General features: G+C 40.8%; 19 protein-coding genes. 1 reads left to right on the top strand and 18 read right to left on the bottom strand.

Annotation, left to right across the window (positions count from 1 at the left end; genetic code table 11):
• Positions 1–10: 10 nt before the first annotated feature.
• From MKY80_RS08215 to MKY80_RS08160, 12 genes are all read right to left on the bottom strand, one after another.
• Complete coding sequence (locus MKY80_RS08215; protein WP_036125000.1) at positions 11–952, bottom strand: ABC transporter permease; 942 nt, start codon at positions 950–952, stop codon at positions 11–13.
• A gap of 16 nt (positions 953–968) precedes the next feature.
• Entirely contained in the window at positions 969–2,525 is a 1,557-nt protein-coding gene (locus tag MKY80_RS08210) for an ABC transporter substrate-binding protein (protein WP_096364098.1), read from the bottom strand.
• A 17-nt stretch (positions 2,526–2,542) separates the two neighbouring features.
• Complete coding sequence (locus MKY80_RS08205; protein WP_089985015.1) at positions 2,543–3,514, bottom strand: P1 family peptidase; 972 nt, start codon at positions 3,512–3,514, stop codon at positions 2,543–2,545.
• Between the two features lie 38 nt (positions 3,515–3,552).
• The gene (locus MKY80_RS08200) at positions 3,553–4,530 is read right to left on the bottom strand and encodes a dipeptide ABC transporter ATP-binding protein (RefSeq protein WP_089985017.1); all 978 of its coding nucleotides are present in this window, start codon (positions 4,528–4,530) and stop codon (positions 3,553–3,555) included.
• Positions 4,499–5,533, bottom strand: coding sequence for an ABC transporter ATP-binding protein (locus MKY80_RS08195; protein WP_089985019.1), 1,035 nt, complete (start codon positions 5,531–5,533; stop codon positions 4,499–4,501). The genes MKY80_RS08200 and MKY80_RS08195 overlap by 32 nt, the downstream gene beginning before the upstream one ends.
• A 15-nt stretch (positions 5,534–5,548) precedes the next feature.
• Entirely contained in the window at positions 5,549–7,003 is a 1,455-nt protein-coding gene (locus MKY80_RS08190; protein ID WP_089985021.1) for an aldehyde dehydrogenase family protein, read from the bottom strand.
• A gap of 10 nt (positions 7,004–7,013) precedes the next feature.
• Positions 7,014–7,760, bottom strand: coding sequence for a glucose 1-dehydrogenase (locus MKY80_RS08185; RefSeq protein ID WP_107921823.1), 747 nt, complete (start codon positions 7,758–7,760; stop codon positions 7,014–7,016).
• A 1-nt stretch (position 7,761) separates the two neighbouring features.
• Positions 7,762–8,850, bottom strand: coding sequence for a tartrate dehydrogenase (locus MKY80_RS08180; RefSeq protein WP_089985023.1), 1,089 nt, complete (start codon positions 8,848–8,850; stop codon positions 7,762–7,764).
• Positions 8,847–10,079, bottom strand: coding sequence for a M20 family metallopeptidase (locus MKY80_RS08175; protein WP_089985024.1), 1,233 nt, complete (start codon positions 10,077–10,079; stop codon positions 8,847–8,849). Before MKY80_RS08175 ends, MKY80_RS08180 begins: the two co-directional genes overlap by 4 nt.
• 287 nt (positions 10,080–10,366) lie before the next feature.
• Entirely contained in the window at positions 10,367–11,494 is a 1,128-nt protein-coding gene (locus MKY80_RS08170; protein WP_342532505.1) for a virulence factor, read from the bottom strand.
• Between the two features lie 12 nt (positions 11,495–11,506).
• A complete protein-coding gene (locus tag MKY80_RS08165; protein ID WP_089985026.1) occupies positions 11,507–13,393 on the bottom strand; it encodes an ABC-F family ATP-binding cassette domain-containing protein in 1,887 nt (628 codons plus the stop codon).
• A 124-nt stretch (positions 13,394–13,517) separates the two neighbouring features.
• Positions 13,518–14,993 carry a PLP-dependent aminotransferase family protein gene (locus MKY80_RS08160; protein ID WP_043990709.1) on the bottom strand — a complete coding sequence of 492 codons (1,476 nt, stop codon included), beginning with the start codon at positions 14,991–14,993 and terminating at the stop codon, positions 13,518–13,520.
• A gap of 102 nt (positions 14,994–15,095) precedes the next feature.
• On the opposite strand from MKY80_RS08160, the gene MKY80_RS08155 reads away from it, so the two are divergent.
• Positions 15,096–16,502 carry a pyridoxal-dependent decarboxylase gene (locus tag MKY80_RS08155; protein ID WP_089985028.1) on the top strand — a complete coding sequence of 469 codons (1,407 nt, stop codon included), beginning with the start codon at positions 15,096–15,098 and terminating at the stop codon, positions 16,500–16,502.
• 209 nt (positions 16,503–16,711) lie between these two features.
• Here MKY80_RS08155 and MKY80_RS08150 read toward each other — a convergent pair whose 3' ends face one another.
• From MKY80_RS08150 to MKY80_RS08125, 6 genes are all read right to left on the bottom strand, one after another.
• Positions 16,712–17,326 (bottom strand): HD domain-containing protein, encoded by a 615-nt coding sequence (locus tag MKY80_RS08150; RefSeq protein ID WP_089985030.1) that lies wholly within the window; start codon positions 17,324–17,326, stop codon positions 16,712–16,714.
• Positions 17,327–18,015: 689 nt separating this feature from the next.
• On the bottom strand, positions 18,016–19,059 hold the full coding sequence (locus MKY80_RS08145) for a DUF917 family protein (protein WP_008180210.1): 1,044 nt from the start codon (positions 19,057–19,059) through the stop codon (positions 18,016–18,018).
• Between the two features lie 16 nt (positions 19,060–19,075).
• Entirely contained in the window at positions 19,076–20,650 is a 1,575-nt protein-coding gene (locus tag MKY80_RS08140; RefSeq protein ID WP_090001787.1) for an OPT/YSL family transporter, read from the bottom strand.
• Positions 20,651–20,672: 22 nt separating this feature from the next.
• Entirely contained in the window at positions 20,673–21,425 is a 753-nt protein-coding gene (locus MKY80_RS08135) for an IclR family transcriptional regulator (protein WP_342532499.1), read from the bottom strand.
• A gap of 12 nt (positions 21,426–21,437) precedes the next feature.
• Entirely contained in the window at positions 21,438–23,117 is a 1,680-nt protein-coding gene (locus MKY80_RS08130) for a hydantoinase B/oxoprolinase family protein (protein ID WP_342532497.1), read from the bottom strand.
• 3 nt (positions 23,118–23,120) lie between these two features.
• Positions 23,121–25,157, bottom strand: a complete 2,037-nt coding sequence (locus MKY80_RS08125) for a hydantoinase/oxoprolinase family protein (protein WP_239354453.1) — start codon at positions 25,155–25,157, stop codon at positions 23,121–23,123.
• Positions 25,158–25,252: the final 95 nt, after the last annotated feature.

Below are 25,252 nucleotides of genomic sequence, written 5' to 3'. Positions count from 1 at the left end.
TATCCACCTCTTAACGTAATCGGATTCTAGGATCTAATACAGAATATAAAATATCGACAATAAAATTTATCATAACTACAGCAACCGTAATATACATGACAATCCCCTGTACAAGTGGAAAATCACGGTTACTAATAGCCGTTATGAGAAGCTGTCCAATACCCGGCAAAGAAAATACTTGCTCCACAATAATCGTCCCCGCTACAACTTCCGCCATAATTAGGCCAAATACGGTTAAAATCGGAATCATGGAATTTTTCAATACATGCTTATACATGACATTGTGTTCAGACATTCCTTTACTGCGAATTGTGCGTACATAGTCGAGCTGAACCTGCTCTAAAATAGCTGTACGCACATATCGGAAGTTCACAGCAATTTGTGGTATCGCAATGGTTAGGGCTGGGAGAAGGAGCGTACTGAGCGCCCCTGCAACACTTTGTGTCCATGGAATATAACCACTAATTTTAAAGAAGCTAAACTGTAAGCCAACGTAAAGAATAAGCATCATCCCTAGCCAAAAGGATGGTACAGCCATCCCAATTTGTGTCACAGTCGATAATGACACATCACTTATTTTATTTTGTCTTCTTGCCGCAAACATCCCTAAAGGTAAGGAAATGAATAAAACAATGAGCAAGGTTATCCCCGCCAACGACATAGTGACAGGAAGTCGATCAAATAATAAATCTTTTACAGGCATTGAAAAACGAATGGAATCGCCTAGCTGACCTGTCAATAAGCCCTTCATCCAATCCACATATTGTTCATAAAGAGGACGATCTAAGCCGAGTTCAGATCGTAAATTTTCAATTTGTGTGGGATCCGCTTCTGTCCCTAACATCGTTCGCACCGGATCTCCAGGTAATATTTGAAAAACACCAAATGTGATGATGGATACTAGCAGGATGGTTGTTATTAACAGGATGATTCGACGTAAAATATACATCATGAGCACTCATCCCTTCCTAGTTTGAAAATTGAACCTCTGACATATCATGGAACCAGAATGGATAGCTCTTAAGCCCCGTCACTTGTTTGTCAGCACCCCAAACAATTTGGTAATCAGCAATATAAACCGCAGTAGCCTGCTCAGCTAAAATTTCCTGTGCTCGATGATAGTACTCAATTTGTTTGGCTTGGTCTGTTTCCTTTAACACATCCGTCATAATTTTGTCATACTCGTCATTTTTAAATAGGAAGAAGTTTTCACTATCATTTGTAGAAATATAATCATTTAACACCTCGTAGGCTGATGCACGACCTGTTAAATCAATCGTTGTCATTTCATAGTCACGGCCAAAATAAACACGGTCTAGCCAAATCCCCCACTCCACAACCTCAATCTCTACATCAATGCCAATCTCTTGCAAATTAGCAACTGCAATTTGCGCAATATTCGAATACATATCATTGTGGGAAGATACCGTAATTTTTGTTTTGAACCCATCCGGATAACCGGCCTCTGCCAATAATGCCTTCGCTTTTTCTATATCGCGTTTATACATACTTTCTAAGCCCTTCTTTTGGAAATCGCCCATCGCTGGACTCATATTAGAACCAAGTGGGACAGCATAGCCCGCAAATACCGAATCAATAATATCGGATTTACTAATCGCGTAGTTAATAGCTTGTCTAACTTTTACGTTATCGAATGGAGCCTTTGTTTCATTAAATGTGATGATTAAAGAAGAGTTATTATTTTGATGCGTTAAATTGTAGCCCCCTTCAACCTCACTCACACGATGCCATGGTACACTTGTTAGATCAACCTCATTTGCCATCAAGCTCATAATCGCTGCTTGATCATCTGATTGGAAGGTAAACGTAACTTTATTCAAATAAGGTAAGCCTTCCTGCCAGTAGTTATCATTTTTCTTAAGTTCTAAATTTGTCCCTGGCGCGTATTTCACAAAGGCAAAAGGACCTGTTCCGATTGGATTCTCATTATGCTTCCCATCATTACTTTTAGGAATAATAGCTGATTGTCTTGCCGTTAATGAATACAGGAAGTTAGAATTAGGCTCCTTTAATTTAATCACAAATGTGCTGGCATCTGGTGCCTCAGTTGATGCCACGTTATCGAAGTTATTGGACATTTTTTCCCCACCGTTTTTCCCCATTAAACGGTCAAAGGAATATTGAATATCGTCCATCGTTAAGTCATCACCATTATGGAATTTCACTCCTTGGCGAATTTTGAAAGTATACGTTAAACCATCCTCTGAAACTTCATAGCTCTCTGCAAGTCCTTCTTTTAAAGAACCATTTGTTTCTGGCGCCATTAGCCCTTCAAATAAATTCATAATCATTTGATACGAAATGGATGCCGTTGCCTTATGTGGATCTAAAAAATCGGGATCATCATTTACACGCACAACAATTTCCTGCGGCACATCTGCTGTAGTTTGTCCATTAGGACTATTAGAGCTCGTTGAAACTTTCTCTCCATCACTAGAACATGCACTTATGATGAATACCATCATGAACATTAAGAGTATTACCCCACTGTTTTTCAAATTCATTGTCGTTCCCCCTTCTCCTAAGTGCTTATCTTTTGAATGCTTGTATAGCTTTCCACCCCTGCCAATTTATCTGCCGCTTGAATACCAGCAAGAATAGCTTCCTCCATCACCTTAGTCGCTAAATGTCCCAAGTAATCTAGCGCAAATGTCCGCTCTCCAGTACCTAGCACAAAAATAGTATCGCCATCAAGCATCGTATGGACAGGATAAATCGTTCGGGCAAGAGCGTTTTGCGTAAGCTGGGCAATCTTTTTTGCTTCTGCCTTCGTTAATTTTGCATTCAACGCTACTACGCCAATGGTTGTATTCGTGCCAGCAAGTGCCTCTGATTGTGCATGCTGTTCGAGATAGGCACAGCAATCCAACCACTGTCCTGTTTGAGGATTTCTCGCTCCCGCTAAAATTTGCCGTGTATTAGGATTCTTGACATCACCTACTGCGTTAACAGCCACAATAGCCCCAGCAATGAGCCCATCCTTGCCCGCAATTGATGCACTACCAAGTCCACCCTTCATGGCAAAGTCTGGTCCTGCCAGTTTACCTACCGTTGCCCCATAGCCCGCGCCAATATTGCCATTTTGAAATGAACCTACTTGGGCCGCTTGGGCCGCTTCATAGCCCATTTGTGCTGTAGGTCGAGCTTGAGGATCGCCAATAAATAAGTCAAAGAGGACGGCACTTGGCACAATCGGAATTCTGGCAACACCTGCATCAACCCCAATCCCTTGCTCCTCTAAAAATTGCATGACTCCTGTGGCAGCATCTAATCCAAAGGCACTGCCCCCTGACAGACAAATACCATGCACACGATCAATTTCATTGATGGGATCTAATGCATCCGTTTCACGAGTACCTGGTGCAGACCCTCGAACATCTACCCCACACACTGCCCCGCCTTCCATTAATAGAGCCGTACAGCCTGTAATCCCCTCTTCATTTTCACGATGCCCCACCTTGATACCAGGAACATCGGTAATATTGCCAAACATATCAACCCCTCCACTCCCCAATAAATTAAATATTCAGATTATTTATCATATAAAAAGCAAGCGACTCGCTGATTTGCATTTTCCTCTTGAAGCTTAGGCCTCTCCTGCCGACATCTTTCCATGACATGTGAACAACGCGTATGAAAAACACAGCCAACAGGTGGATTGATCGGGCTAGGTAGTTCACCTTGTAAAAGTACTTCTTGCTTTGACTCATCAAAATTGACGACTGGAATAGCAGATAGCAATGCTTGTGTATAAGGATGCAATGGATGAGCGTATAGCTCCTTTTTCGTTCCTATTTCCACAACCCGTCCTAAGTACAACACCGCCACACGGTCACTTATATGCTTCACAACGCTTAAATCGTGGGAAATGAATAAATAAGTTAACTGAAATTCATCCTGTAAATCCATCATTAAGTTAAGGACTTGTGATTGCACAGACACATCCAATGCCGATACTGGCTCATCCGCAATAATGAATTCTGGATGAATGGCAAGAGCTCTTGCAATCCCAATCCTTTGTCGCTGACCTCCTGAAAATTCATGAGGAAATTTTTGCATGGCATCCTCAGGAAGTCCAACCTTTTGTAGCAATTCCTTCACGCGTTCTTTTCGCTGTTCCTTCGTCAATGTTAATTGTAATTTCATCGGTTCCTCAATAATCGCTCCAATGCGCATTCTAGGATTTAGTGAGGCAAAGGGGTCTTGAAAAATCATTTGCATTTGATTGCGATACGATTGAAGCTTATTGCCTTTTAAATGCTGGATCGGTTGTCCTTTATATAATACTTCTCCGGCTGTTGGTTCAACGAGCTTCAAAATCGTTCGTCCAAATGTAGATTTTCCTGAGCCAGATTCGCCTACAATGCCTAGCGTCTCTCCCCGATAAATTTCAATGGAAATATCATCAACCGCTTTGACCATCTTTTTCTCTTCTTTCATAGACTTGCGCTTCACAGGAAAGTAAGCTTTTAAATGATTAATTTCCAGCAAAACTTCTTTCTTCGTCATGTGCCAGCTCCCCCTTCTCTGTGAATAAATGACAGCGCACTTTATGTGTCTCTTGAATATAGTGTATGGTCGGACTATCCTGATGGCATTGCGCCATAGCATGCGGGCATCGGGGTGCAAAGCGACAACCCTTTGGTAATGCATATGCGGGTGGCACAGTACCAGGAATAGATGGCAGTCTTTTCACCTCTGTTTCAAGACTCGGCATTGTTTTTAGCAGCGCTGCTGTATAAGGGTGCTGAGGATTTAAAAAAAGCTCTCTTACAGGGGCCTCCTCCACTATTTGCCCGGCATACATAACCATGACACGGTCCGCTGTTTCTGCGACAACACTCATATCATGGGTAATGAATAAAATCGCTGATTGATGTTCTTCCTTCATTTTCATCATCAGCTTTAAAATTTGCGCCTGTACGGTTACATCTAATGCTGTAGTCGGCTCATCCGCAATTAATAGCTGGGGATTATTTGACATCGCAATGGCAATCATGACACGTTGCCTCATTCCCCCTGATAATTGGTGAGGATATTCGGCGATTACCTTCTCCGCGTTGGCAATCCCCACCTCCTTTAATAATTGTAATGCTTTTTGCCAAGCATCTTTTTTTGAAACCTTTTGATGTCTACGAATGCCTTCGATCATTTGATTGCCGATCGTAAATACCGGGTCTAATGAAGTCATAGGCTCTTGAAAAATCATACTAATTTCATTGCCACGAATATGGCTCATCTCTTTATTTTTATAGGCTAATAGATTTTTGCCGTTAAAGTTGATAGTTCCTGCTGTAATTTCCCCAGGAGGGATTGGCAGTAAACGCATAATTGCTAAGGAGGTAATACTTTTGCCACTGCCCGATTCTCCCACTAATGCAACCGTTTCTCCCTTATGAATGGTAAAGCTCACATCGTCTACCACTTTTGCCTCTTTGCCATTCTTCAAATGGAATCGGATCGATAATTGATTGACCTCTAAGAGCACTTGTTTATCTTTTGCATGTTCCATAGGCGTCCCTCCCTGTCAGCGTTGAATAGGTGGTGCATAGCGTATGGCAATATTTTTCATTTGCGTATAGTTCCGCAGAGCAACAAAGCCCTTCTCTCGACCAATCCCACTTTTTTTATAGCCTCCGAACGGCATTTGAATACCACCGGCTGCCCCATAATTATTAATAAATACTTGTCCTGCTTGTACACGACTCGCCACATAATGAGCTGTATCGATATTCTGTGACCAAACACCCGCTACTAAGCCATAATCTGTGCTATTGGCAAGAGTAATGGCTTCCTCCACGCTCGTAAATGTTAAAACCGTCAGCACGGGTCCAAAAATTTCCTCCTGCGCTAAAGGATCATTCGGCTGTACACCATCTAGTATAGTTGGCTGCACATAGAAGCCATTTTCATACCCTTCCATCATCAACGGCTCTCCACCAGTGATGACATAGCCATCTTTCTTTGCTTGCTGTAATAATGTAGTAATTTTTGTATACTGACGTTCATTGAGTAACGGCCCCATATCCATGTCCGCCTCACCTGGCCCCACCTGTATCGCTTGAAATTTTTGTACTAATTGTGGGAGAAATGTATCTTTTATACTTTCTTCAATGAGTAGTCGAGCCCCAGCAGAACATGTTTGCCCTGAATTTTGAATAATAGCCCGCACTACCCCATCCAATGCTTGCTCTATATTGGCATCTGCAAAAACAATATTGGGTGATTTTCCGCCAAGCTCTAATGTTACAGGGACAACATTTTCCGCTGCTGCCTTCATCACTGCAACCCCTGTAGGGACCGACCCCGTAAAGGTAATATGATTAATATCAGGATGTGATGTTAAATACGGACCCACATCTCTTCCTAAGCCAGTAATATGTTGAAAGATCCCTTTTGGCAGTTTTTCTGCAAGCCACTCCGTGATGGCATGTGTTGTTAGTGGCGTATCTTCCGCACTTTTCACAATAACTGCATTGCCTGTAGCAATGGCCGCAGCGACACTTCGTGCTGTTATTTGAATCGGATAGTTCCATGGCACGATATGTACAGTAATACCAACGGGTTCGAGCACTACTGCATTCAATAGGCCATCCTCAATTGGAATCGTATCCCCCATCACCTTATCAGCCGCTCCACCGTAAAATTCAAAATACCGAGCCGCCGCTTCAATATCTGCCCTTGCTTGCGTTAAAGGTTTACCTACGTCCCGGCATTCTAGTAGACTCCATTCCTCGGCATGCTGACGAATATAATGAGCGAAGTCGATTAATAACTGGCCTCGTTCAAAAGCCTTCCATTGACGCCATTCATCACTTTCAAAGGCTCTCCTTGCTGATCGCACCGCTTCTTCTACATGCGCTTGACTCGCATTACTAATTTGCGCAATGATTTCTCCCGTTGATGGATTGCCCACATCTAGCAATGCTTCTGCATCACCATAAATCCATTCCCCATTAATTAACATAGGAATAATTCTCATCGTATCCCTCCTATAATCCACGACCACCATCTACATGTAAGGTCGTCCCCGTGACCATGCTAGCTGCATCAGACAATAAATAACTAACGGCTCCTGCTATATCAGAAGGCTTCACCAATCGTCCTAATGGGACAGATTGCACAAACACACTTTGCTTTGTTTGCTCAACATCGGCGCCCTGTGCGGCAAATTGCCCAAGCATTTGTGTATCGGCAGGCCCAGGATGAATCGTATTAACTCGAATTTGGTTTGGTGCCAGCTCAATCGCTAGCCCTCTCGTAAAGCTTTCCGCTGCACCCTTCGATGCAATATAGGCTTGTAAGCCAGGTCTAGGGCGAACTGCTGATATGGAAGCAATCGTAACAATAGACCCCTTTTGCTGTTTTTTCATAAAGGGGACAACAGCTTTTGCTGTAATAAATAAACTTTTTACATTGACATCCATTAAGCGATTCCACTCGTCCATCGTTACTTGTTCAATTGGCGTTGCTGCCTGTGCAATCCCAAGTGCATTGACAAGCCCATCAATTCTCCCGTACTTATCAACAATTTGCTGGAAGATGTCATTCACTCGCTCCTCCTGCAATACATTGACTTCTAAGCATTGCAGGGAATCATGTGTTAAATTGGACAGCGCCTTTACAGATACATCAAGCCCTATAACCAGATTACCTTGCTTAAGCTGTTCTTCCATAATGGCTTTTCCCATTCCGCCACCTGCACCTGTCACAACAATCACCTTAGGCTCAGTTGTCATACTATACACCCCCTGCTGTTAAAGTCATATGAATGATTTCCTGACAAATCGCATCGCCCATTTGTGCTGTTGTTGCTTGTCCACCAATATCAGCTGTTTTCACGACGCCTTCTTCTAGCACTTTACTAATAGCTTGGACAATCAAATGTTCTAAATCCTTTCTGCCTTGATGTCCTAGCAGTAAGGCGAGCGACCATATTTGAGCGATTGGATTGGCAATTCCCTTGCCTGCTATATCTGGCGCTGAACCATGCACAGGCTCAAACATTGATGGAAATGTCTTCTCTGGATTTAAGTTGGCTGAAGGAGATAAGCCCAGCCCCCCAACAATGGCAGAGCCTAAATCAGATAAAATATCGCCAAATAAATTGGAAGCCACAACGACTTCAAATTCCTGTGGTCGTTCGACAAAATAAGCAACTAATGCATCGATATAAATGGCTTCAAGCTGTAGTTCTGGTGCAATTTGTGTCACTGTTTTTCTTGTATGCTCATCCCAAAATTTCATGGAATGAATAATCGCATTAGATTTTGTCGCACTTGTCAGCTTGGTTTTCCCATGCTGCTGAGCATATTCACAGGCTGCTCGAACAATTTTTTCAATCCCAATACGCGTCATAATCGTATTTTGAATCGTCATTTCTTGTGGCTGCTGTTGATATAGTCGACCCCCACTATCCGAATATTCCCCCTCAGCATTTTCACGGAAAATGACAAAATCAATATCGTTCCCGCCAGCCAGAGGTGAGGAAATCCCTGGCAATGACTTAATAGGACGGAAATTCACATACTGCTGGAAATTTTTCCGAATCGGCATAATGAGTTCCCATACCGTGACATCATCTGGTACGCGAGCATCACCAATAGCTCCAAATAATATCGCATCATATTTTTGTAGTGTCTCCAGTGCATCCTCTGGCATCATGCGACCGTGTGCTAAATAATAATCAGAGCTCCACGGAAAAACCATCGTTGTAATTTGTAAGGATGAATCCCGTTCTTGCACACATTTTACAACCTTTAATGCTTCCTGCATCACTTCTTTTCCAATGCCATCCCCTGGTATAACCGCCATTTTTATTGTTGTCATTGTGCATCACCAGCCAAAAATTTTAATGCCGCTAAACGATAAATAGCTGTTGTTTCCGCCAATTCTTCAATATCTACATATTCATTGATTTGATGAGGAATTTCACGATCTCCTGCACCAACCGTCACTATTGGAATACCATGGACGTGAAGAAACGTACCATCTGTTGCACCAGGAACACCGTTATATTTAGGTTCCTTTTCTGTCACCTCTGCCACTGCCTCGTATATGGCCTGTACAACAGCTTCCTCCTTAGCCGTTGCTGTAGCAGGTCGATTATCAAGGATCGTTAGTTCCACATTAAAATCTGGATCATCTGCCTGTAAGCGTTTAATAATTGCGTCGATTTTTCCTAGTAATTCATCATGATCTTGGGCAGGAACTGTACGAATATCAAGCGTCGTCATACAGTGATCAGGAATGACATTGATTTGTGCATCTCCTTTAACAGGCGCACGTAATATCGTTGGCGTAATAGATGGCCAATTCAGCATCGGGTCACGGCCTAACCGAGCCTGCTCCTCTTTTTCTAGTTTCTCCAGCTCTACAATCAATCGTGCCATTCGCCAGTTTGGATTAATGCCACTCCACGAGATCGCGCCATGTGCCATCTTACCGAAAATATCAACCTGTAAACGAATGGCCCCACGCTGTGCAATACATACATTGTTTTCCTGTGGCTCGCAAATAATAGCCCCATCTACTCCGTCTGCCCAGCCGTTTTTAATAAAATGCTTAATGCCTAGCATGAGCCCCTCTTCATCACAAGGGATACATAAAATAATCTTGCCTGTAAATTCTTCCTGATCTAGTAATAATGATTGACAGGCAGTAATCATACAAGCGAGATTGCCCTTCGTATCATTTGTTCCCCTACCATACATACGTCCTTCAACAATCTCTGCTCCAAATGGATCGTATGCCCATGCATCACGATTACCCTCCGTCACAACATCTGTATGCCCCTCAAAAAGTAATGTTTTCCCAGGCTTGCCCGAATCAATAATACCAATAACATTCGGTCGTCCTGGCACAACCTCCTCAACATGTGTCTCTATGCCAATATCCCGTAAATACGCCGCAACAACGTGTGCCACCTCTTCTTCATTACCCTTTGGATCATTCTCACGGTAAACGCTTTCAATTCGTACTAGCTTTTGTGTTAACGCGATGACCGCCTCCCGATCTCGCACGTACGATTTGGTTGTTTTTAAACTAGTTATTGTCATGCAAAGGACCTCCTATTTTAGGGAATATTCTGAATTTATGTTATTTTAACATTGACCCTTCTCTATGAAACTAGACAATATGTTAATGATTCATAGAATGACCTTAACTTTTTGTTTAGCAATAAATCGCTAAAAAACAACTTTTTTTTCTACTTTACACCTATTTTTGATGATCCAAAGAAGATGCATCTATGATAATCAGGATATTGAGTATCTTCATTTCCTTGGAATAAAACTCTCCCCACAAAATAAAAAAACCAGCGGCTGCTGGTTTATTTCTTACATAACTATTGCTGGCGAGATTCGGTCATTTGCTTCCAAACGGAGCCTTTTGCCTCTTCACCTTGCTCGATACGGGCAATCGCCATTTTCACTTGTAGCTTCACTTCGAATTCTTTATCATCTGCGGCCGATTTTAATACTGGTAATGATTGTTCTGTACCAGCCTCATATAAATACATCGCTGCACGCCAGCGTACCAATTTGTTCTTATCTTGTAGGGCTTGCTGCATGGCGCTTTCAAATTCTACAAAGCCAAGGTCACTCATGCAGTCGCCTGCTGTACGTCGCACGGCAGCACTTTTATCCTGAAGGGCTCTTTCTAAATACGGAACTACCGTAACATCTTCAACCATCCCTAAATATACAGTTGCTAGACGACGAATCGACATTTGCTCATCCTGTAAAGCTACATCTAAAAGTGGTAAATCATCCAGCTCCGGATCAGCCATTTGGTCTAATAACTGGAAGCGTTTCTCCCATTCCGGTTGTTGGAACTGCTCCACCGTTATTTTCAGCTTATTTGATTGAACGATAGCTTTTTCATCGTCATTATTAAGCGCAGCAACAATTTCTGCTAATCGTTCTACAGAATATGTGACATCAATTTCCTGTTTGACCGCTTCTGCGATTTCTTCTAATTCGCCATAGCGCACACCATAATCAATCCATTTACGCTGGAAAATATAGTTTTCATCTACTGCTGATTCAATAATTTGATTAAAAGCATCGACAAAACGATCACCACAGCTCACACGATGTTCACGTTGGTTATCAAACACTTTTACTTGTAGTGGTACTTGCTTATAGAACTGAACATGGACATAAACTTCCCCGTAAAACTCATTAGCTACTATTGTTTCATCTTGCGTTTCAACGTCTTCACCTAATACTTGACGGATACTTGCTAAAATACCTTCCCATGCATATTTGGCATTACGCTCCACCGCAAAGAAATCAGCTACATGATAAACGCCCTTTATCCCCTCAATGGCTAAAATAGCTGCTGCTTCGCCAGTTGCTTCATCTTTATTATCCTTTGTAAAATTATAGCTTTTCCCGAACGGTAGCTCTGTATCAACAACAATCTTCATAGAATTGGGACTTGGTGTCGGTTCAATTGTAATAATCTTCATGTCTATCGCTCCTTATCCATTAACAATTTCATCTAAATAAGACCATCTTTCAATCAGATGTTCATACTGTGCATTGAGCTCATCAAGCTGAGCTGTTAATTCCTGTAGTTTTGTAAAATCTGAACCAGTATTAGCGATTCCCTCTTCAGTCTCCATAATAGCTGTTTCTGTTTTTTCAATATCATCTGCAATCGTTTCCCATTCTTTTTGCTCTTTAAACGATAGCTTTTTCTTATCAGATTTTGGTTTTTCGGACTTCGGCTTTTCAGCCTTCGGTGCCTCAACTTTCGCAGTAGCCGTATGCTCACGCTTCTCCAAATACTCACTATACAGATCCAGCGTTTCCTCTACCTGCCCTTTTCCATCCAAGATCCATAGCTTTTTCGCAATACGATCTAGGAAAAAACGGTCATGGGAAATCGTGATGACTACGCCTGGGAAATGCTCAATGAAATCCTCTAGCACGCCCAAAGTTTCAATATCTAAATCATTGGTTGGCTCGTCTAATAATAAAACATTAGGCTGCTCCATTAATAAACGTAATAAATGAAGGCGCTTGCGCTCACCGCCTGATAATTTACCAATCGGTGTACCGTGAGCATGTAATGGGAATAAAAAGCGCTCTAGCATCTGAGCCGCTGAATAGCGGACACCCTCTGCATCTGTAATGTCATTCGAAGCCTCACGTATATATTCAATCATACGCTCATTTTCATTCATTTTCGGTAAAGTTTGCTTGAAATGAGCTAGCTTTACTGTTGATCCAACAAGAATTTCACCTTGGTCTGGTGAAAGCTCTCCTGCTAGCATGTTCAATAAAGTAGATTTTCCTACACCATTCGCGCCGATTATGCCAATACGGTCCCCTTGCTGGAGTAAAAATGAAAAGTTATCTAAAATCTTTTGCTGGCCAAATGCTTTCGAAATACTTTCAGCCTCTAGCACTTTACGCCCTAAACGTGTTGTAGCAAGTCCTATTTCCAATGAAACGTCCTCAGATCTACGCTCTAAATTATCCTCCAACTTTTCAAAGCGTTGGATACGCGCTTTTTGTTTAGTGGAGCGTGCCTTCGCACCGCGACGAATCCATTTCAACTCTGAACGATAACGGTTGCGATCCTTCTGAGCAGAAGCCGCCTTCATTTCCTCACGGATGGCTCGGGCCTCTAAAAAATCACCATAATTTCCTGTATGACGATACAGGGTTTGATCGGCTAGTTCGTAAATATGTGTCGATAATTCATCTAAGAAATAACGATCATGGGTAATAAAAATAACTGCGCCCTTTAGTCGTAGCACCATCTCTTGAAGCCACTCTGTTGCTTGCACATCCAAATGGTTGGTCGGCTCATCTAATAGGTAGAGGTCTGCTGGTTCAATTAATACTTTAGCCAATGCTACTCGTTTTTGCTGACCGCCTGAGAGCGTTAGCACTTCTTTATCAAATGTTTCAATGCCAAGCTTTGTTAAGGCTGTTTTTGCAAGCGCGTTGACATCCCATGCCTGCTCTTCATCCATACGCTGCTGCAAGCCAAATAAAGTCTTTTGCAAACTTTCAGATGTAGGATTTACTGCTAGTTCAGCCACTGTTTCCTCATATTGACGATTCAGTTGTAAAACCGGTGAGTCACCAGCAAAGACTGCTTGTAAAACCGTTTCTCCTGATTGGAATGTCGGTTCCTGTGGTAAATATGCGACACGGTACTTATTGGGGCGATCCATTGTGAGGGTATCCGCTTCGATATCCTCTGCTAAGATCGATAACAGGGTTGATTTCCCCGTACCATTAATACCGATTAGGCCTGCTCGCTCACCCTCATAAATGGTAAATTCAATATTTTCAAAAAGCGTTTTATCGCCAACAGTTTTTGTTAAATTTTGTACAATTAAATGACTCATTCCACTATTCCATCTCTTTCATGTTAGGTATTGTTCATGCCCTCACTACTTTTATGTAGACGATTATTGATATCCAATATTCATCATAACATCAATTGACATGTAAACAAAGAACAACAAACTATCAATGGTTTGTCCTATCAATGTTCCTATTCTCCTGTAAATACGTGTGCATTATCTGACAAAGTTTCATGACTCCTTGCTCTAGTTCATGTGGTTCTGGATAGGAATAACTAATTCTCATATGGTGATATTGAGGCTCTCCCGGATAACAAGCAGAGCTGGGTAAAAAAGTAATATGGGCTTGCTGCGCTTTAAACAACAGTTCATCTGTATTGCCATTACTAGGCAGAGACACCCAAATATTTAACCCTCCTTTTGGTTCCATCCACGTAACGCCTTGTGGTGCATATTTGTTCAATATTGCAATCGTCTGATCTCTTCTTACTTCAAGCGCAATGCGTAATTTTTCTAAATGGACATGCATGCGTTCTGATCGTAAAAAAGGAATCAATGCCTTTTGTGTTAATAGTGGATTGCCCGAATCGGCAAAGGATTTGGCTGATAGGAGCCTTTGATGGACAGTGCCATTCGAGATGATGGCTCCAATTCTACAACTAGGTGCTAACGATTTGCTAAATCCTTTTAAATAAATAACATGACCACTTTCATCTAACGCTTTAAGAGTAGGTGGCGGTGGATTATCGTCAAAATAAATTTCATTCCATGAATCATCCTCTACAATAAGAAAGCCGTATTGTTGGGCAAGGTCTAGTAACTCTCTTCGTCTAGTTTCGCTTAAAACAGTTCCTGTAGGATTCTGAAATGTTGGGTTTGTATAGATCAGTTTTGGTTGTTTGCTTAAACATAATGTCGCTAGAATAGTTGTCTGCATACCTTCTGCATCTACTGGAATCGGAATAATATGGGCTCCACGATTTCTAAAGACATCGATTGCTGCTGTATAGGTAGGAGCTTCGGTAATGACAATGTCTCCTGGTCCAATAAATGTTCTAGCCACTACATCAATTCCTTGTTGAACACCATTTGTCACAATAATTTCTTGAGGTGTTGTTTCAATGTCACCATACTTTTGGACATAGTCCCGAATTGCCTTTCGTACATCTTCATCACCTTGTACAGCCCCATAGCGCGTAACAATCTGAGGATCCGCGAGTAAAATTGCCACGATTTCATTCGTCAAATAAACTGAGGGTAATAACCCCGGATGGATGGTTGCACTTGAAAATTTCAGCGCATACTCTGTTCCTTTATTTAACATGGATTGTGAACGTTGAATGTAGTCGGGGATCGCTAATTGCCAATTGTAATTACGTTGGCTCACATGGATGCTCCCCAGTTCATTTTTACGCACGAATGCCCCCTTGCCATGTACCACTTGAATATACCCATTTCTTTCTAACAATGCATAAGCCTTGCTAATCGTTACAGGGCTCACTTGATTTTCTTTAGAAAAGCTCCGAATAGAAGGTAATTGACTCCCCTCCTGTAGAAAACCTGATCGTATTTTTTCTGTCATAATATTTGAAATCTGATGGATTAAGGTTTGATCTGATTGACGGTTTAGCTTTATTTTCATTGACCCTCCAACTGTTATAGTCATAATTTGACTGTTATATATATCACTATATAGTGTAGAGGCAGAAATAGCTAAATTTAAAATGAAGGGAAATGATGATCCATGACGAACATGAAGCAAGATCAGGAAAATATTGAAACGATTTTAACGGATGTTGTGCACCATGCTGCCAAGTTTTTTACCAGTCTTGAAGAAAGAGCCGTAACAAGTCAAGCTTATAACGTACCAGCTTCAACACTTCCTGAAGTAGGACATGGCGCTCAGTCGATACTTCAATACTTTTCACAGCATTATGCTGAAGGCTTAAGCGCCAGTGCAGGTTCAAGATATTTAGGGTTTGTTACAGGTGGGGCTACGCCTGCTTCGATTGTTGGAGATTGGTTAGTCAGTATTTACGATCAAAATCTATCCAATACGCAAGATTCTGTAGCAGGCTCAATGGAATTAGCGACGATTGATATGTTAAAGGATTTATTGCTAGTGAGTGAGGATTTTCAGGGAACATTTGTCAGCGGGGCTACGATGGCTAATTTCGTAGGACTTGCACAAGCAAGAGAGTGGGTGGCGCAATACTATGGGAAAAGCACTGCGATGGATGGGTTATATGATATCCCACCTATAAAGATTGTCAGTGGTACGCCACATTCAAGTATTGTCAAAGCAACTTCTATGCTTGGCATTGGGAGAAAGTCTATTCATCTTATTCCATGTCAGGAACAGCGTGAAGCGATCGATATCGCAAAATTACAACAATTCCTTGAGGACAATCAACAAGAACCCTGTGTTGTCGTAGCAAATGCGGGAACCGTCAATACGGTTGATTTTGACGATTTACTAGCAATTGGCAAGCTCAAAAAGCGCTATAATTTCTGGCTTCATGTAGATGCGGCTTTTGGAGGCTTTGCTGCTTGTTCACAAAAGTATCATCACTTAGTCGAGGGCATTAACCATGCTGATTCTATTACGATTGACGCACATAAATGGCTGAATGTCCCTTATGATGCGGCTATGCAATTCACCCGACATCAATCGTTACAAGTAGCTGTATTTCAAAATAATGCTGCCTACCTTGGTAGCTCGCTTGAGAATCCGAATTTTAGTGATCTTACCCCTGAAAATTCACGACGATTCCGGGCGTTGCCTGCTTGGTTCTCCCTACAAGCTTATGGTAAAAAAGGCTATCAACAGTTAATCGAACAAAATATACTGCTAGCTCAGCAGCTTGGTCAAAAAATAGAGCAAAGTGACCAATTTACTTTGCTAGCCCCTGTTCGTTTAAATGTTGTGTGCTTTGCCATAAATCATGAGGCACTAACAGCCGAAATGAGCAAACAATTTTTGACGACATTAAATCAACAAGGCAAAGTGTTCATGACACCAACTGTTTACCAAGGTGTGCCAGCTATACGTGCGGCTTTCAGCAATTGGCGTACAACCACAGAAGATCTAACTATTATTTGGGAAGCACTAACGACAGCCATACAATCCTTTTTCCGCGAGTCCCTCTAATCGATGATATCCAAATGAATAACAAGGGCGAATGCACAAATATATTTGTAAAAATTTATTACGATTTACCAGCTATGAAATCGCACAATATGGGAGTACTGCATATTTCATTTTAAAAAACTTCAAATTACAATAAAATGATTATGTCAAACAAATATGCAAATAAAACAACACAAACCGCCTTCAATTGAAAGGCGGTTCGTGTTGTTTTATTGACCTATTTCATGTTGTAATTGCTGTAAAAAGCTTTCCATAAATTGATGACGTTCAAGTGCCATTTGCTTGCCCTTTTCCGTTACCATTAAATCCTTTAGGAGCAATAGCTTTTCGTAAAAGTGAGTGACAGATGACGTATTTTTTTGACGATATTCTGATTCCGACATATTTGTGCGTGCTTCTTCATCCTTATCATAAAGCTTGCGGTCTTTCGCACCACCATATGCAAATGTTCGAGCGATGCCAATGGCTCCAATTGCATCTAAACGGTCTGCATCGCGAACGATTTTCGCTTCCATGGATGTAGCCTCTAGCTCATTTCCACCATTAAACGATACTTGTGCAATACAATCTCGAATATGTTGCTTTTTTTCCTCGCTAACAGGGAGCTCTGCAATAAGCTGTTCCTCCTGTTCCTTACTATCGGTATACTTTTTGTCGCTTACATCATGCAGCAGCACTGCAATTTTAACAACTTCTGCATCTGCTGCTGGCTCTGTATGTAAGATCGCTAGTGCATTTTGATAGACACGCTCAATATGTTGGAAATCATGGCTAGCGTCAAACTGTTCATAAATTTCTCGTACTTTACTCATTAAATAATCCATAGTTCAAACTCATTCCCTTCCTACACGATTATACTGTATTTATAGCCCTCACGAAAAATAAAAAATCAATACCTTTTCAATTGACTAATTTTTCAGAATATTATAAGATAAACTTGCAGAACAAACAATTTGTTCTGTACCTCATATTTTTCAGCTATGTACAAACAGCTATGTGTTTGACAGAATGAATATCAACTTCAGCGGGCTTACAATTGAATAGTATGTTTGCAAGATGACATAAGTAAAGAAAACCAATCATCAAACAAATAAAAGTGAACACTTTCCCTTAGAAATTCTTTGTTTAACCCGCATAGCATGATGTACAGCCGAAAATTGTGAACAACAAGTTAGTTGTTTTTACGACCAAAAGGTTATTATTAAATGGAAGCCATGTGTAATTGTTTTTCGTTATTGGTTGTTACCTTCTTCAAGTTGTATGAACGTAGCTCCTCCCTTTAATGAAAATCGTACACGATGATGACTGCCAGTTTATGAAACCACGTGAATGAGTCGTACAAACACAATGAAGATTCATGTAAGCCAAAATTGTTAGAAGTTATAAAGGAAGTAGGAACGATCGTGATAAAATGTAATACCTTCCCGCTGAAGGACGAATAAAAGCTGCCCATCTTACAGTCATGTAGATGATGGCAGCTTTTATTATTTTATTTGCTAGTTAACAGTAGATCCTACAACACGCCCTTGATGACCTCATCAATTTCTTTTAATAGCTCTTGATTTTGCATCGTTGAACTTAATTTTAAATGAGATTGATCAACATGGATGACCGCCACATGCATTCCTTCTTTTATGCTCGCACTTGGAACTGGCAGCATCTTTTCCGTATCAAATGTCATGATAAGATCTGGAAATTTCGATTGTAGCTGTCCTTCTTTCGATAACGTCATATATTCATTCCAGAACGTCAAATCGTAATCGCCAACGGATAATTTCCCTACGTCAAAGCCATTTTCCTTCGTTAATGAATAATGTCGGACCTTACCGGTTACGATATGCACCCCATTCAATTGCTGCAAAATATGGGTCAATTTATCGTCAAAGGTTTGTCCATTGAGGAAACGATAGCCAAGCTCAATAGCCATTGTAATGGCATTCGGTGCCCCATGTTTCTGTAAATAATCTATCGTCACAGGATTCCTCGTCACACCTACTAACCCTCCTGCTAAAATAGACGCTTGTCGTGCCGTTTTAGCCGTGTTTTGTAGTGGACCTTCCACAAATCCTTGGACCGCAAAGTCATCTTTGCCACCTGCGTAAAATTGTACTGATTGATAGTCTTCCTGTTCATGAAGATTTAAGGAACCCATAATACCCGTTGGATGTGCCCGCCCATTACAAGGAGCATCTACGACAGGCACTTTTAATAAAACTGACTGCAACCAGCCATTAATCGTTGTGATGGCACCATTTTCATTGGTAATGATGCCTTTTAAACGGTGATTGGTATGTGTGTTCATATTGCGATAGCTCCAGCAAAGCTGCTCGTTCGAAATATATTGATCGGCTGCTGAAGGTGCGCCTACCATTGCGACGCACGCCACTAAATCTTGGCCATCTAATTCTGTCAGATCGACTAATTGAGGATCCCCGGCTGCAAAAATTTCCTCCAACAGTTTGAGTCCTTCCTCTAGGAGGCCACCTCCGCCTCCGCCAAGGATTGCACCTCCATACACAGCAGCAATTCCATCCTCATACGTTAATACTTTTGCCATCGAGCATTACTCCTTTCTATTTCCCTATTTTTAGAATAGAAGAGAAGAAGCTGTATAAAGCATCCCCAGCAATAACACCTGCTGCAAAGACAGTCATTTCAGATTCTCTCTTACCTTTCGTCACGTATGTGAAAATAACACGAAGTAAGATACCTGCTAATACCGCCCATCCAGCAATCGGATTGATCAGTAATAAACCTGTAGCAAAAAGAATACCCATTTGTCGTTTCGAGCCACCAATCAATTGGATCAATGCCCCTGGAATTGCCCAAATCATTAATTGTTTCGCTACATCCCCTGTAACACCAGATTGAATAGTTGCCGCATAAACATGGTTAACAGGGGCTACTAAATCTTGTGCAAAATAGGATTTGTAGGATAGTAAAACAACAATAGCAGAAATCGAGAACGCCAACATACCAGCGATCATTTGCTGTTTACGCCCTTCTTTTTCTAGTGCCGGATCACTACCATTTCCACGCAGAATAAAACCAGTTTTTAAATCATAGCCCATATCCGCAAATGCAACCCCTGTAGCTGCACTATAACCTGCTAACAAAGCAAGAGCTGGTGCAGGGAAGCCTATTAAAATACCAACAATCAATGTAATAAATGCCACTGCAAACGCTGGGAACCAACCCGCATGCATGGCCGCAATACCAACGATCAACTCATGGACAAATGCTGCGATTGTGGCAAAGAGAATAAATCCTATTAACATCCCAAATGACATATGTGTGATAATGCCGCCTAAAACAGCTATTAATAAGGCAATGGCTAAATAAGCAATAAACCCAACACCAAAGGCTTGGCGAATTTCTTTTGCATCTTTCGAATAGATTAACTCTTCTGACTTTTTAATCGATTTTTTATTTAGTAAAGCAAAGGCTACTTGGAAAAGTGCCACAATCCCAGCACCAATCATAACCCCATGCGGGATATAATAAGCATTTAAGTCAACATTAAATAATTGAACCGAATAGCCTCTTAGTAAAAGCCCAATCCCAAACATCGTAAGCGCCCAAATATTACCGATAAACGCTACCCCAAAAGCTGACATTGGAATTTTTAGAACTGATCCCACGATACCGATTAATACACCACCAACTAATACTTTGGCATTTTTACCGCCTTTATCGCCAGCCTTAATTGCTTCAGCTGTCGCAATCCCTGGTGGCCAAGTACCTGCTGCTGGGAAAATTTTTGTATCGAAAAATTTATATAATAATAAAGCATCCACAAACATCGCTAAAATAACACCGATAAACAACGGTAATACTAAATTTTCATAGCCCAAAACGTATGGAATACCAATTGGCAACATTAAGCTACTCGCTGCACTAAATGTTGCGGCTGAAATGGCCGTTTGGATTATATTTTGTCTATGCACCGATTTAAATGCAATGAGCTTGCCAATTGGAATTCTTCCTAGAATCATCGCAAATATTGCCCCTACGATAGATGTATTGGCAGAAATTCCTAAAGTCGTAATCAGCTGTATCCCGATAATGGCCCCAACGACTGATGTTAAAACAATCATTAGTAGCGTTACAGGCTCCAAAGCCCGTGGGTGTAATACTTTATTATTCATACTGTCAGCTCCCCTATTGCTGTTATAGTTTTGAAATATGCGATTGTATCTGATGAACTACTTTCACTAACTCGTCAAGCATATATTTCTCCCTTTGATCATCTATATCGTATACTAATCCAGAAATTGTAAGAGATGCGATGATTTCTTTATTATAGTTGAATAACGGTACACTGATGCCAAAAGCGTGTTCATTGTATTCACCAACGGTTACACACCATTTATTTTGGCGTATACTTTGTAGCTCTTCCCTTAATGTCTCAAGAAATTCATTATGCTCCTCTTTCGATTGCTTGCTTTGAAAAAATGCTATTAATTCAAGCTGTCTATCCTCTTCTAAAAAGGCGAACATGACTTTACAGGAAGCACCGATGTAAAGGGGTGTCTTTGTTCCTAAAGACACCGCATACTTTACATTTTTATTACTTTCGGCAATTTTTGTTGTGACACCATATTCATTGTCCATATAAGTGAGAAACACCGATTCGTTTATTTCACTTGCAAGATTTTGCATTAATTCATAAATAGTCGAGTGTGGGTCCATTGTATGTGAGAGCACATCATAAAAAAGGAACATTTTGTAGCCTAATTTATACTTTTTCGTGCCTTCATCCTGAATTAAATAACCCGTTTCTGTAAATGTATGAATGGCTCTTTGTACGACACTTGTCGGCATTTTCATCATGCGCGAAATTTCACGAACACCTAATGCATTTTCTGTCGTCGCAAAACACTCTAGTATATCTAATGAGTTTTTTAATGTCTTGACAGTCATTCATTTCTCCCTTTAAGCGTTTTGATAACCGTAATGCTTTTTCGCTACTTCTACAGAAATATATTCATTTAACACATCACGCTCTATAGCCTCTTTACTTCTTTCAAGTGGATTACCATAGCCACCACCTGTTGCTGTAACTAGCTCAATACGATCGCCTTTTTGCAATTCATAATTGGCTAGTACGCCAACTGGTCCAATTGTGGAACCATCCTTTTTATGAACGATTAAATAGTTATGAGACCCTTCGCCTCCTCCACTTAAACCGAATGGAGCGAATTGGTGTCTCCCTAAGTTGACTGAAACCTTTTGACCATCATTATTGATGGTATATACACGACGTACACCTAAGCCACCTCTAAACTGGCCTGTACCTGCACCGTCACAGTTTAAGCTATATTCATCAATTTGAATGCCATATTTCGTTTCGGCAATTTCCACAGGTAGATTATAAGTTTCACCATCTCCCATACAATATTGCCCGCTTTGACCATCTTCATCATTCGATGCTCCCCAACCACCAACAGATGGTTCAACGATAAGGAATGACTCATCATTTTCAGGATTTTTACCTGTCAGAATAAATGTACAAACGGATTGTAAGTGTCCTGCTGATAATCTTTCTGGTAAATGTGGCGCAAGTGCTTTCCAAATTAAATCTGCTGCCCCAATACGTGCCTCAAAGTTCATGGATACTGGATGTGGGCGCTTAGCAGAGACAATGGAATTTTCATCCGTTAAAATAGTTAAGCGTTTAAAGACTCCCTCATTAATGACATCAATATCACCTAGTAATGCTAGGAACATGACACGCACACTTGCCATTAAACCAAATTTGGAACAGTTTACTGGCACATTCACCGCTGGGTGGGAGCCTCTAAAATCACAAATAAATTCTTCATTACTAATCGTTACTTTCACTTTAATCGGGTATGGTCCGCCCTTTAATGGATCTCCCTCAATAAAGTCCTCCGCGTAAAACTCACCTTTTGGCAAATGCTGAAGCTCTAGCTCTACAATTTTTTCACCCTTGTCCAATAGTTTTTGAATGGACAAGCTCACCGATTCAGCACCAAACTTCTGACAAAGCTCTGTAATTCGCCTTTCGCCTGTTTTTAAGGCCGCTACTTGTGCAAACATATCGCCGATAGATAGCTCTGGCAAACGAACATTCATCGAGATAATCTCATAAATGGCTTCGTTCAATTCACCTTTATGATAAAGTTTAACACCTGGCAGTTGTAGACCTTCCTGATAGATTTCATTAGAATTACTTGTAAATGAACCAGGATCCATGCCCCCAACTTCTGTCCAGTGTGCTTTATTGGCAGAGTAAGCAATGATTTCACCATTATAAAAAATCGGAAGCACTAAGCCAACATCGGATAAATGCGAGCCTCCCCCTACATACGGGTCATTAATAATAATGACATCGCCCTCATGTAACTTTTGTCCATGATGGAATTTTTCAATTACTCGCTGCACCATTGGACTTAGCATACCAATAAAGCTTGTAACACCATTTCCTTGGCTAATTAAGTTACCCTGTGCATCTGTTAAACCGCAGGCATAGTCTAATACTTCATAGATGACGGGACTCATAGAAGAGCGTGCTAGAGCGACAAACATTTCATCCCCTATGGCTAGCAATGAATCCTGAATAATCTCTACAGCAAAAACGTCTTTTTTCATGATTTATTTCCCCTCCATCTCTACAATCAAATTGCCATATTTATCAATTTCTATGGATTGCTTCTCATTGATTACGACTGTAGATGTTGGGTTTTCAACGATAGCAGGACCTGCAATGACATACCCAGGAGCAAGCTTTTGCTGGTCATAAACATTGACTTCAACCCAACCCTTTTCTTTCACATATAAGTTGCGCTTTGTTTTGATACATGTTGACACATCAATATGAGAGAAATCTAATTCTTTAAATTGAACAGCCTCATCTTTTCCATAGATGGTAATGTGTAGATTTACTAATTCAATTGGAGTAGTTGGCAAATCGAATGAAAATTCTTGTTTATGTTTTACATGGAACGCTTCAGCCAATTGAAGAAGCCCTTCATCATCAATCGTGATATTCGATGCGTTCAATTTGACTGCATGCTCTTGGCCTTTATAACGTAAATCATAATTAATTTCGAAATAATAATGCTCTTTCGATAAAGGTGCGTCAGCATAGGCACTTTCAATAGCTTGATCAATATTCGCTTGAATTTCCGCAAGATGCGCGTGATCAAAGCCCATTAAACTTGTTTGGATATAGTCTTGTCGATATTCTGTCATCATCATTCCTAATGCTGAAAAGACAGAAGAGCCATAAGGTATAATGACCTTTTTCATGCCTAATTCCTCTGCTAAATTAATAGCGTGTAGTGGACCACCACCGCCAAAGGCAACCATTGTAAAGTCTTCTGGATCATAGCCTTTACGAATGGAAATGAGCTTCAACGCATTTAACATATTGGAATTCGCAATATCTAATATACCTTGCGCTGCTTCTTCCGCTGAAACATTAAATGGTTTCGCAATCGCTTCAACAAGTGCTTCCTCTACTTTGTCGATAGAAATTGGATTATCGAAGTTTGCTAATGATAATCTACCTAAATAAACATTAGCATCCGTAATCGTTGGCTGTGTATTGCCTAGCCCATAGGCTACTGGACCTGGGTTTGCCCCAGCAGAATCCGGACCAACCTTTAAGGAACCGAACTGATCCACACGAGCGATAGAGCCCCCACCATTGCCGATTTCAACAATATCTACAACTGGAGTTTTAATTGGATAGCCAGCAAATTTTTCATTTCTTTCAATATAGTAATCTGTCGTAACGTTTACTTTGCCATCTGTAATAAGTGAGCATTTCGCTGTCGTACCACCCACATCAAAGGCAATAATATTGGACTCATTTAGAAGCTCACCTAATTTTGCTGCCCCAAACATTCCTGCTACAGGGCCAGACTCGACTAGATTGATTGGTAACTCCATAGCTTTATCAAAGCTTGTTGTCCCACCATTTGATTGCATAATTTTTAAATGATCCGTAATACCAACTGTGCTCAATTTTTCTTTTAAGCTTTTTAAATAAGCGTGAGCAATGGGCTTCACATATGAATTTAAAACCGTTGTATTTGTTCTTTCATATTCACGATATTCCTTAATCGTTTCGCTTGAAAGTGTAATATACACCTCGGGCCAAATTTTTACTATTTCTTCTTTTAATTGCTGCTCATGAATGGGATTTTTATAGCCATGAATAAGCGAAATGGCAATTGCCTCTACACCTGATTCCTTAAATTGACGGACAATCTCTCCAACTTCGTTCCTATTAAGCGCTTTCATAATATTTCCTTTAAAATCAATGCGTTCATCGATTTCTTGTCGTAAATAACGCTCTACAAATGGCTCTGGCTTTTTATATTTAAAATTATATAAGTCTGGTCGGTTACCACGTGCAATTTCTAAAATATCACGGAAGCCTTTTGTTGTAATTAATCCGACTTTGCCACCTTTTCTCTCTGTTAATGTATTAATAATTACCGTAGAACCATGAATAAACGATTCCATGAGAGAATCCTCTGTTACATGTCGTCCTAATACGTTTAATATCCCATCCTCAAAATGCCCTGGCGTCGTATGCCCCTTGTCAAAATGAAGATTTCCTTTCTCATCTGTATAAACTAGGTCGGTAAAAGTACCGCCAATATCTGTTGCGATTTTCAAGACTCCATCCCTCCGTGTCCCTATAATCGGAACAGTGTTCCGAATTAGAATTAAGTAAATTATATTTAAAATAAAAAGAAAATTCAATGTATTTT

Origin of the sequence: Lysinibacillus sp. FSL R5-0849 (assembly GCF_038595075.1) — a bacterium.
Lineage (GTDB): Bacteria > Bacillota > Bacilli > Bacillales_A > Planococcaceae > Lysinibacillus > Lysinibacillus fusiformis.
This window is presented reverse-complemented; position numbering and strand designations above follow the sequence as displayed.

Coding starts and splice junctions, on each gene's coding strand:
- MKY80_RS08195 (WP_089985019.1), bottom strand. CDS start 5,533: ATGGAACATGCAAAAGATAAACAAGTGCTCTTAGAGGTCAATCAATTA.
- MKY80_RS08205 (WP_089985015.1), bottom strand. CDS start 3,514: ATGTTTGGCAATATTACCGATGTTCCTGGTATCAAGGTGGGGCATCGT.
- MKY80_RS08135 (WP_342532499.1), bottom strand. CDS start 21,425: ATGACTGTCAAGACATTAAAAAACTCATTAGATATACTAGAGTGTTTT.
- MKY80_RS08140 (WP_090001787.1), bottom strand. CDS start 20,650: ATGAATAATAAAGTATTACACCCACGGGCTTTGGAGCCTGTAACGCTA.
- MKY80_RS08190 (WP_089985021.1), bottom strand. CDS start 7,003: ATGAGAATTATTCCTATGTTAATTAATGGGGAATGGATTTATGGTGAT.
- MKY80_RS08150 (WP_089985030.1), bottom strand. CDS start 17,326: ATGGATTATTTAATGAGTAAAGTACGAGAAATTTATGAACAGTTTGAC.
- MKY80_RS08170 (WP_342532505.1), bottom strand. CDS start 11,494: ATGAAGATTATTACAATTGAACCGACACCAAGTCCCAATTCTATGAAG.
- MKY80_RS08130 (WP_342532497.1), bottom strand. CDS start 23,117: ATGAAAAAAGACGTTTTTGCTGTAGAGATTATTCAGGATTCATTGCTA.
- MKY80_RS08215 (WP_036125000.1), bottom strand. CDS start 952: ATGATGTATATTTTACGTCGAATCATCCTGTTAATAACAACCATCCTG.
- MKY80_RS08175 (WP_089985024.1), bottom strand. CDS start 10,079: ATGACAATAACTAGTTTAAAAACAACCAAATCGTACGTGCGAGATCGG.
- MKY80_RS08180 (WP_089985023.1), bottom strand. CDS start 8,850: ATGACAACAATAAAAATGGCGGTTATACCAGGGGATGGCATTGGAAAA.
- MKY80_RS08155 (WP_089985028.1), top strand. CDS start 15,096: ATGACGAACATGAAGCAAGATCAGGAAAATATTGAAACGATTTTAACG.
- MKY80_RS08160 (WP_043990709.1), bottom strand. CDS start 14,993: ATGAAAATAAAGCTAAACCGTCAATCAGATCAAACCTTAATCCATCAG.
- MKY80_RS08185 (WP_107921823.1), bottom strand. CDS start 7,760: ATGACAACTGAGCCTAAGGTGATTGTTGTGACAGGTGCAGGTGGCGGA.
- MKY80_RS08165 (WP_089985026.1), bottom strand. CDS start 13,393: ATGAGTCATTTAATTGTACAAAATTTAACAAAAACTGTTGGCGATAAA.
- MKY80_RS08145 (WP_008180210.1), bottom strand. CDS start 19,059: ATGGCAAAAGTATTAACGTATGAGGATGGAATTGCTGCTGTGTATGGA.
- MKY80_RS08200 (WP_089985017.1), bottom strand. CDS start 4,530: ATGACGAAGAAAGAAGTTTTGCTGGAAATTAATCATTTAAAAGCTTAC.
- MKY80_RS08210 (WP_096364098.1), bottom strand. CDS start 2,525: ATGAATTTGAAAAACAGTGGGGTAATACTCTTAATGTTCATGATGGTA.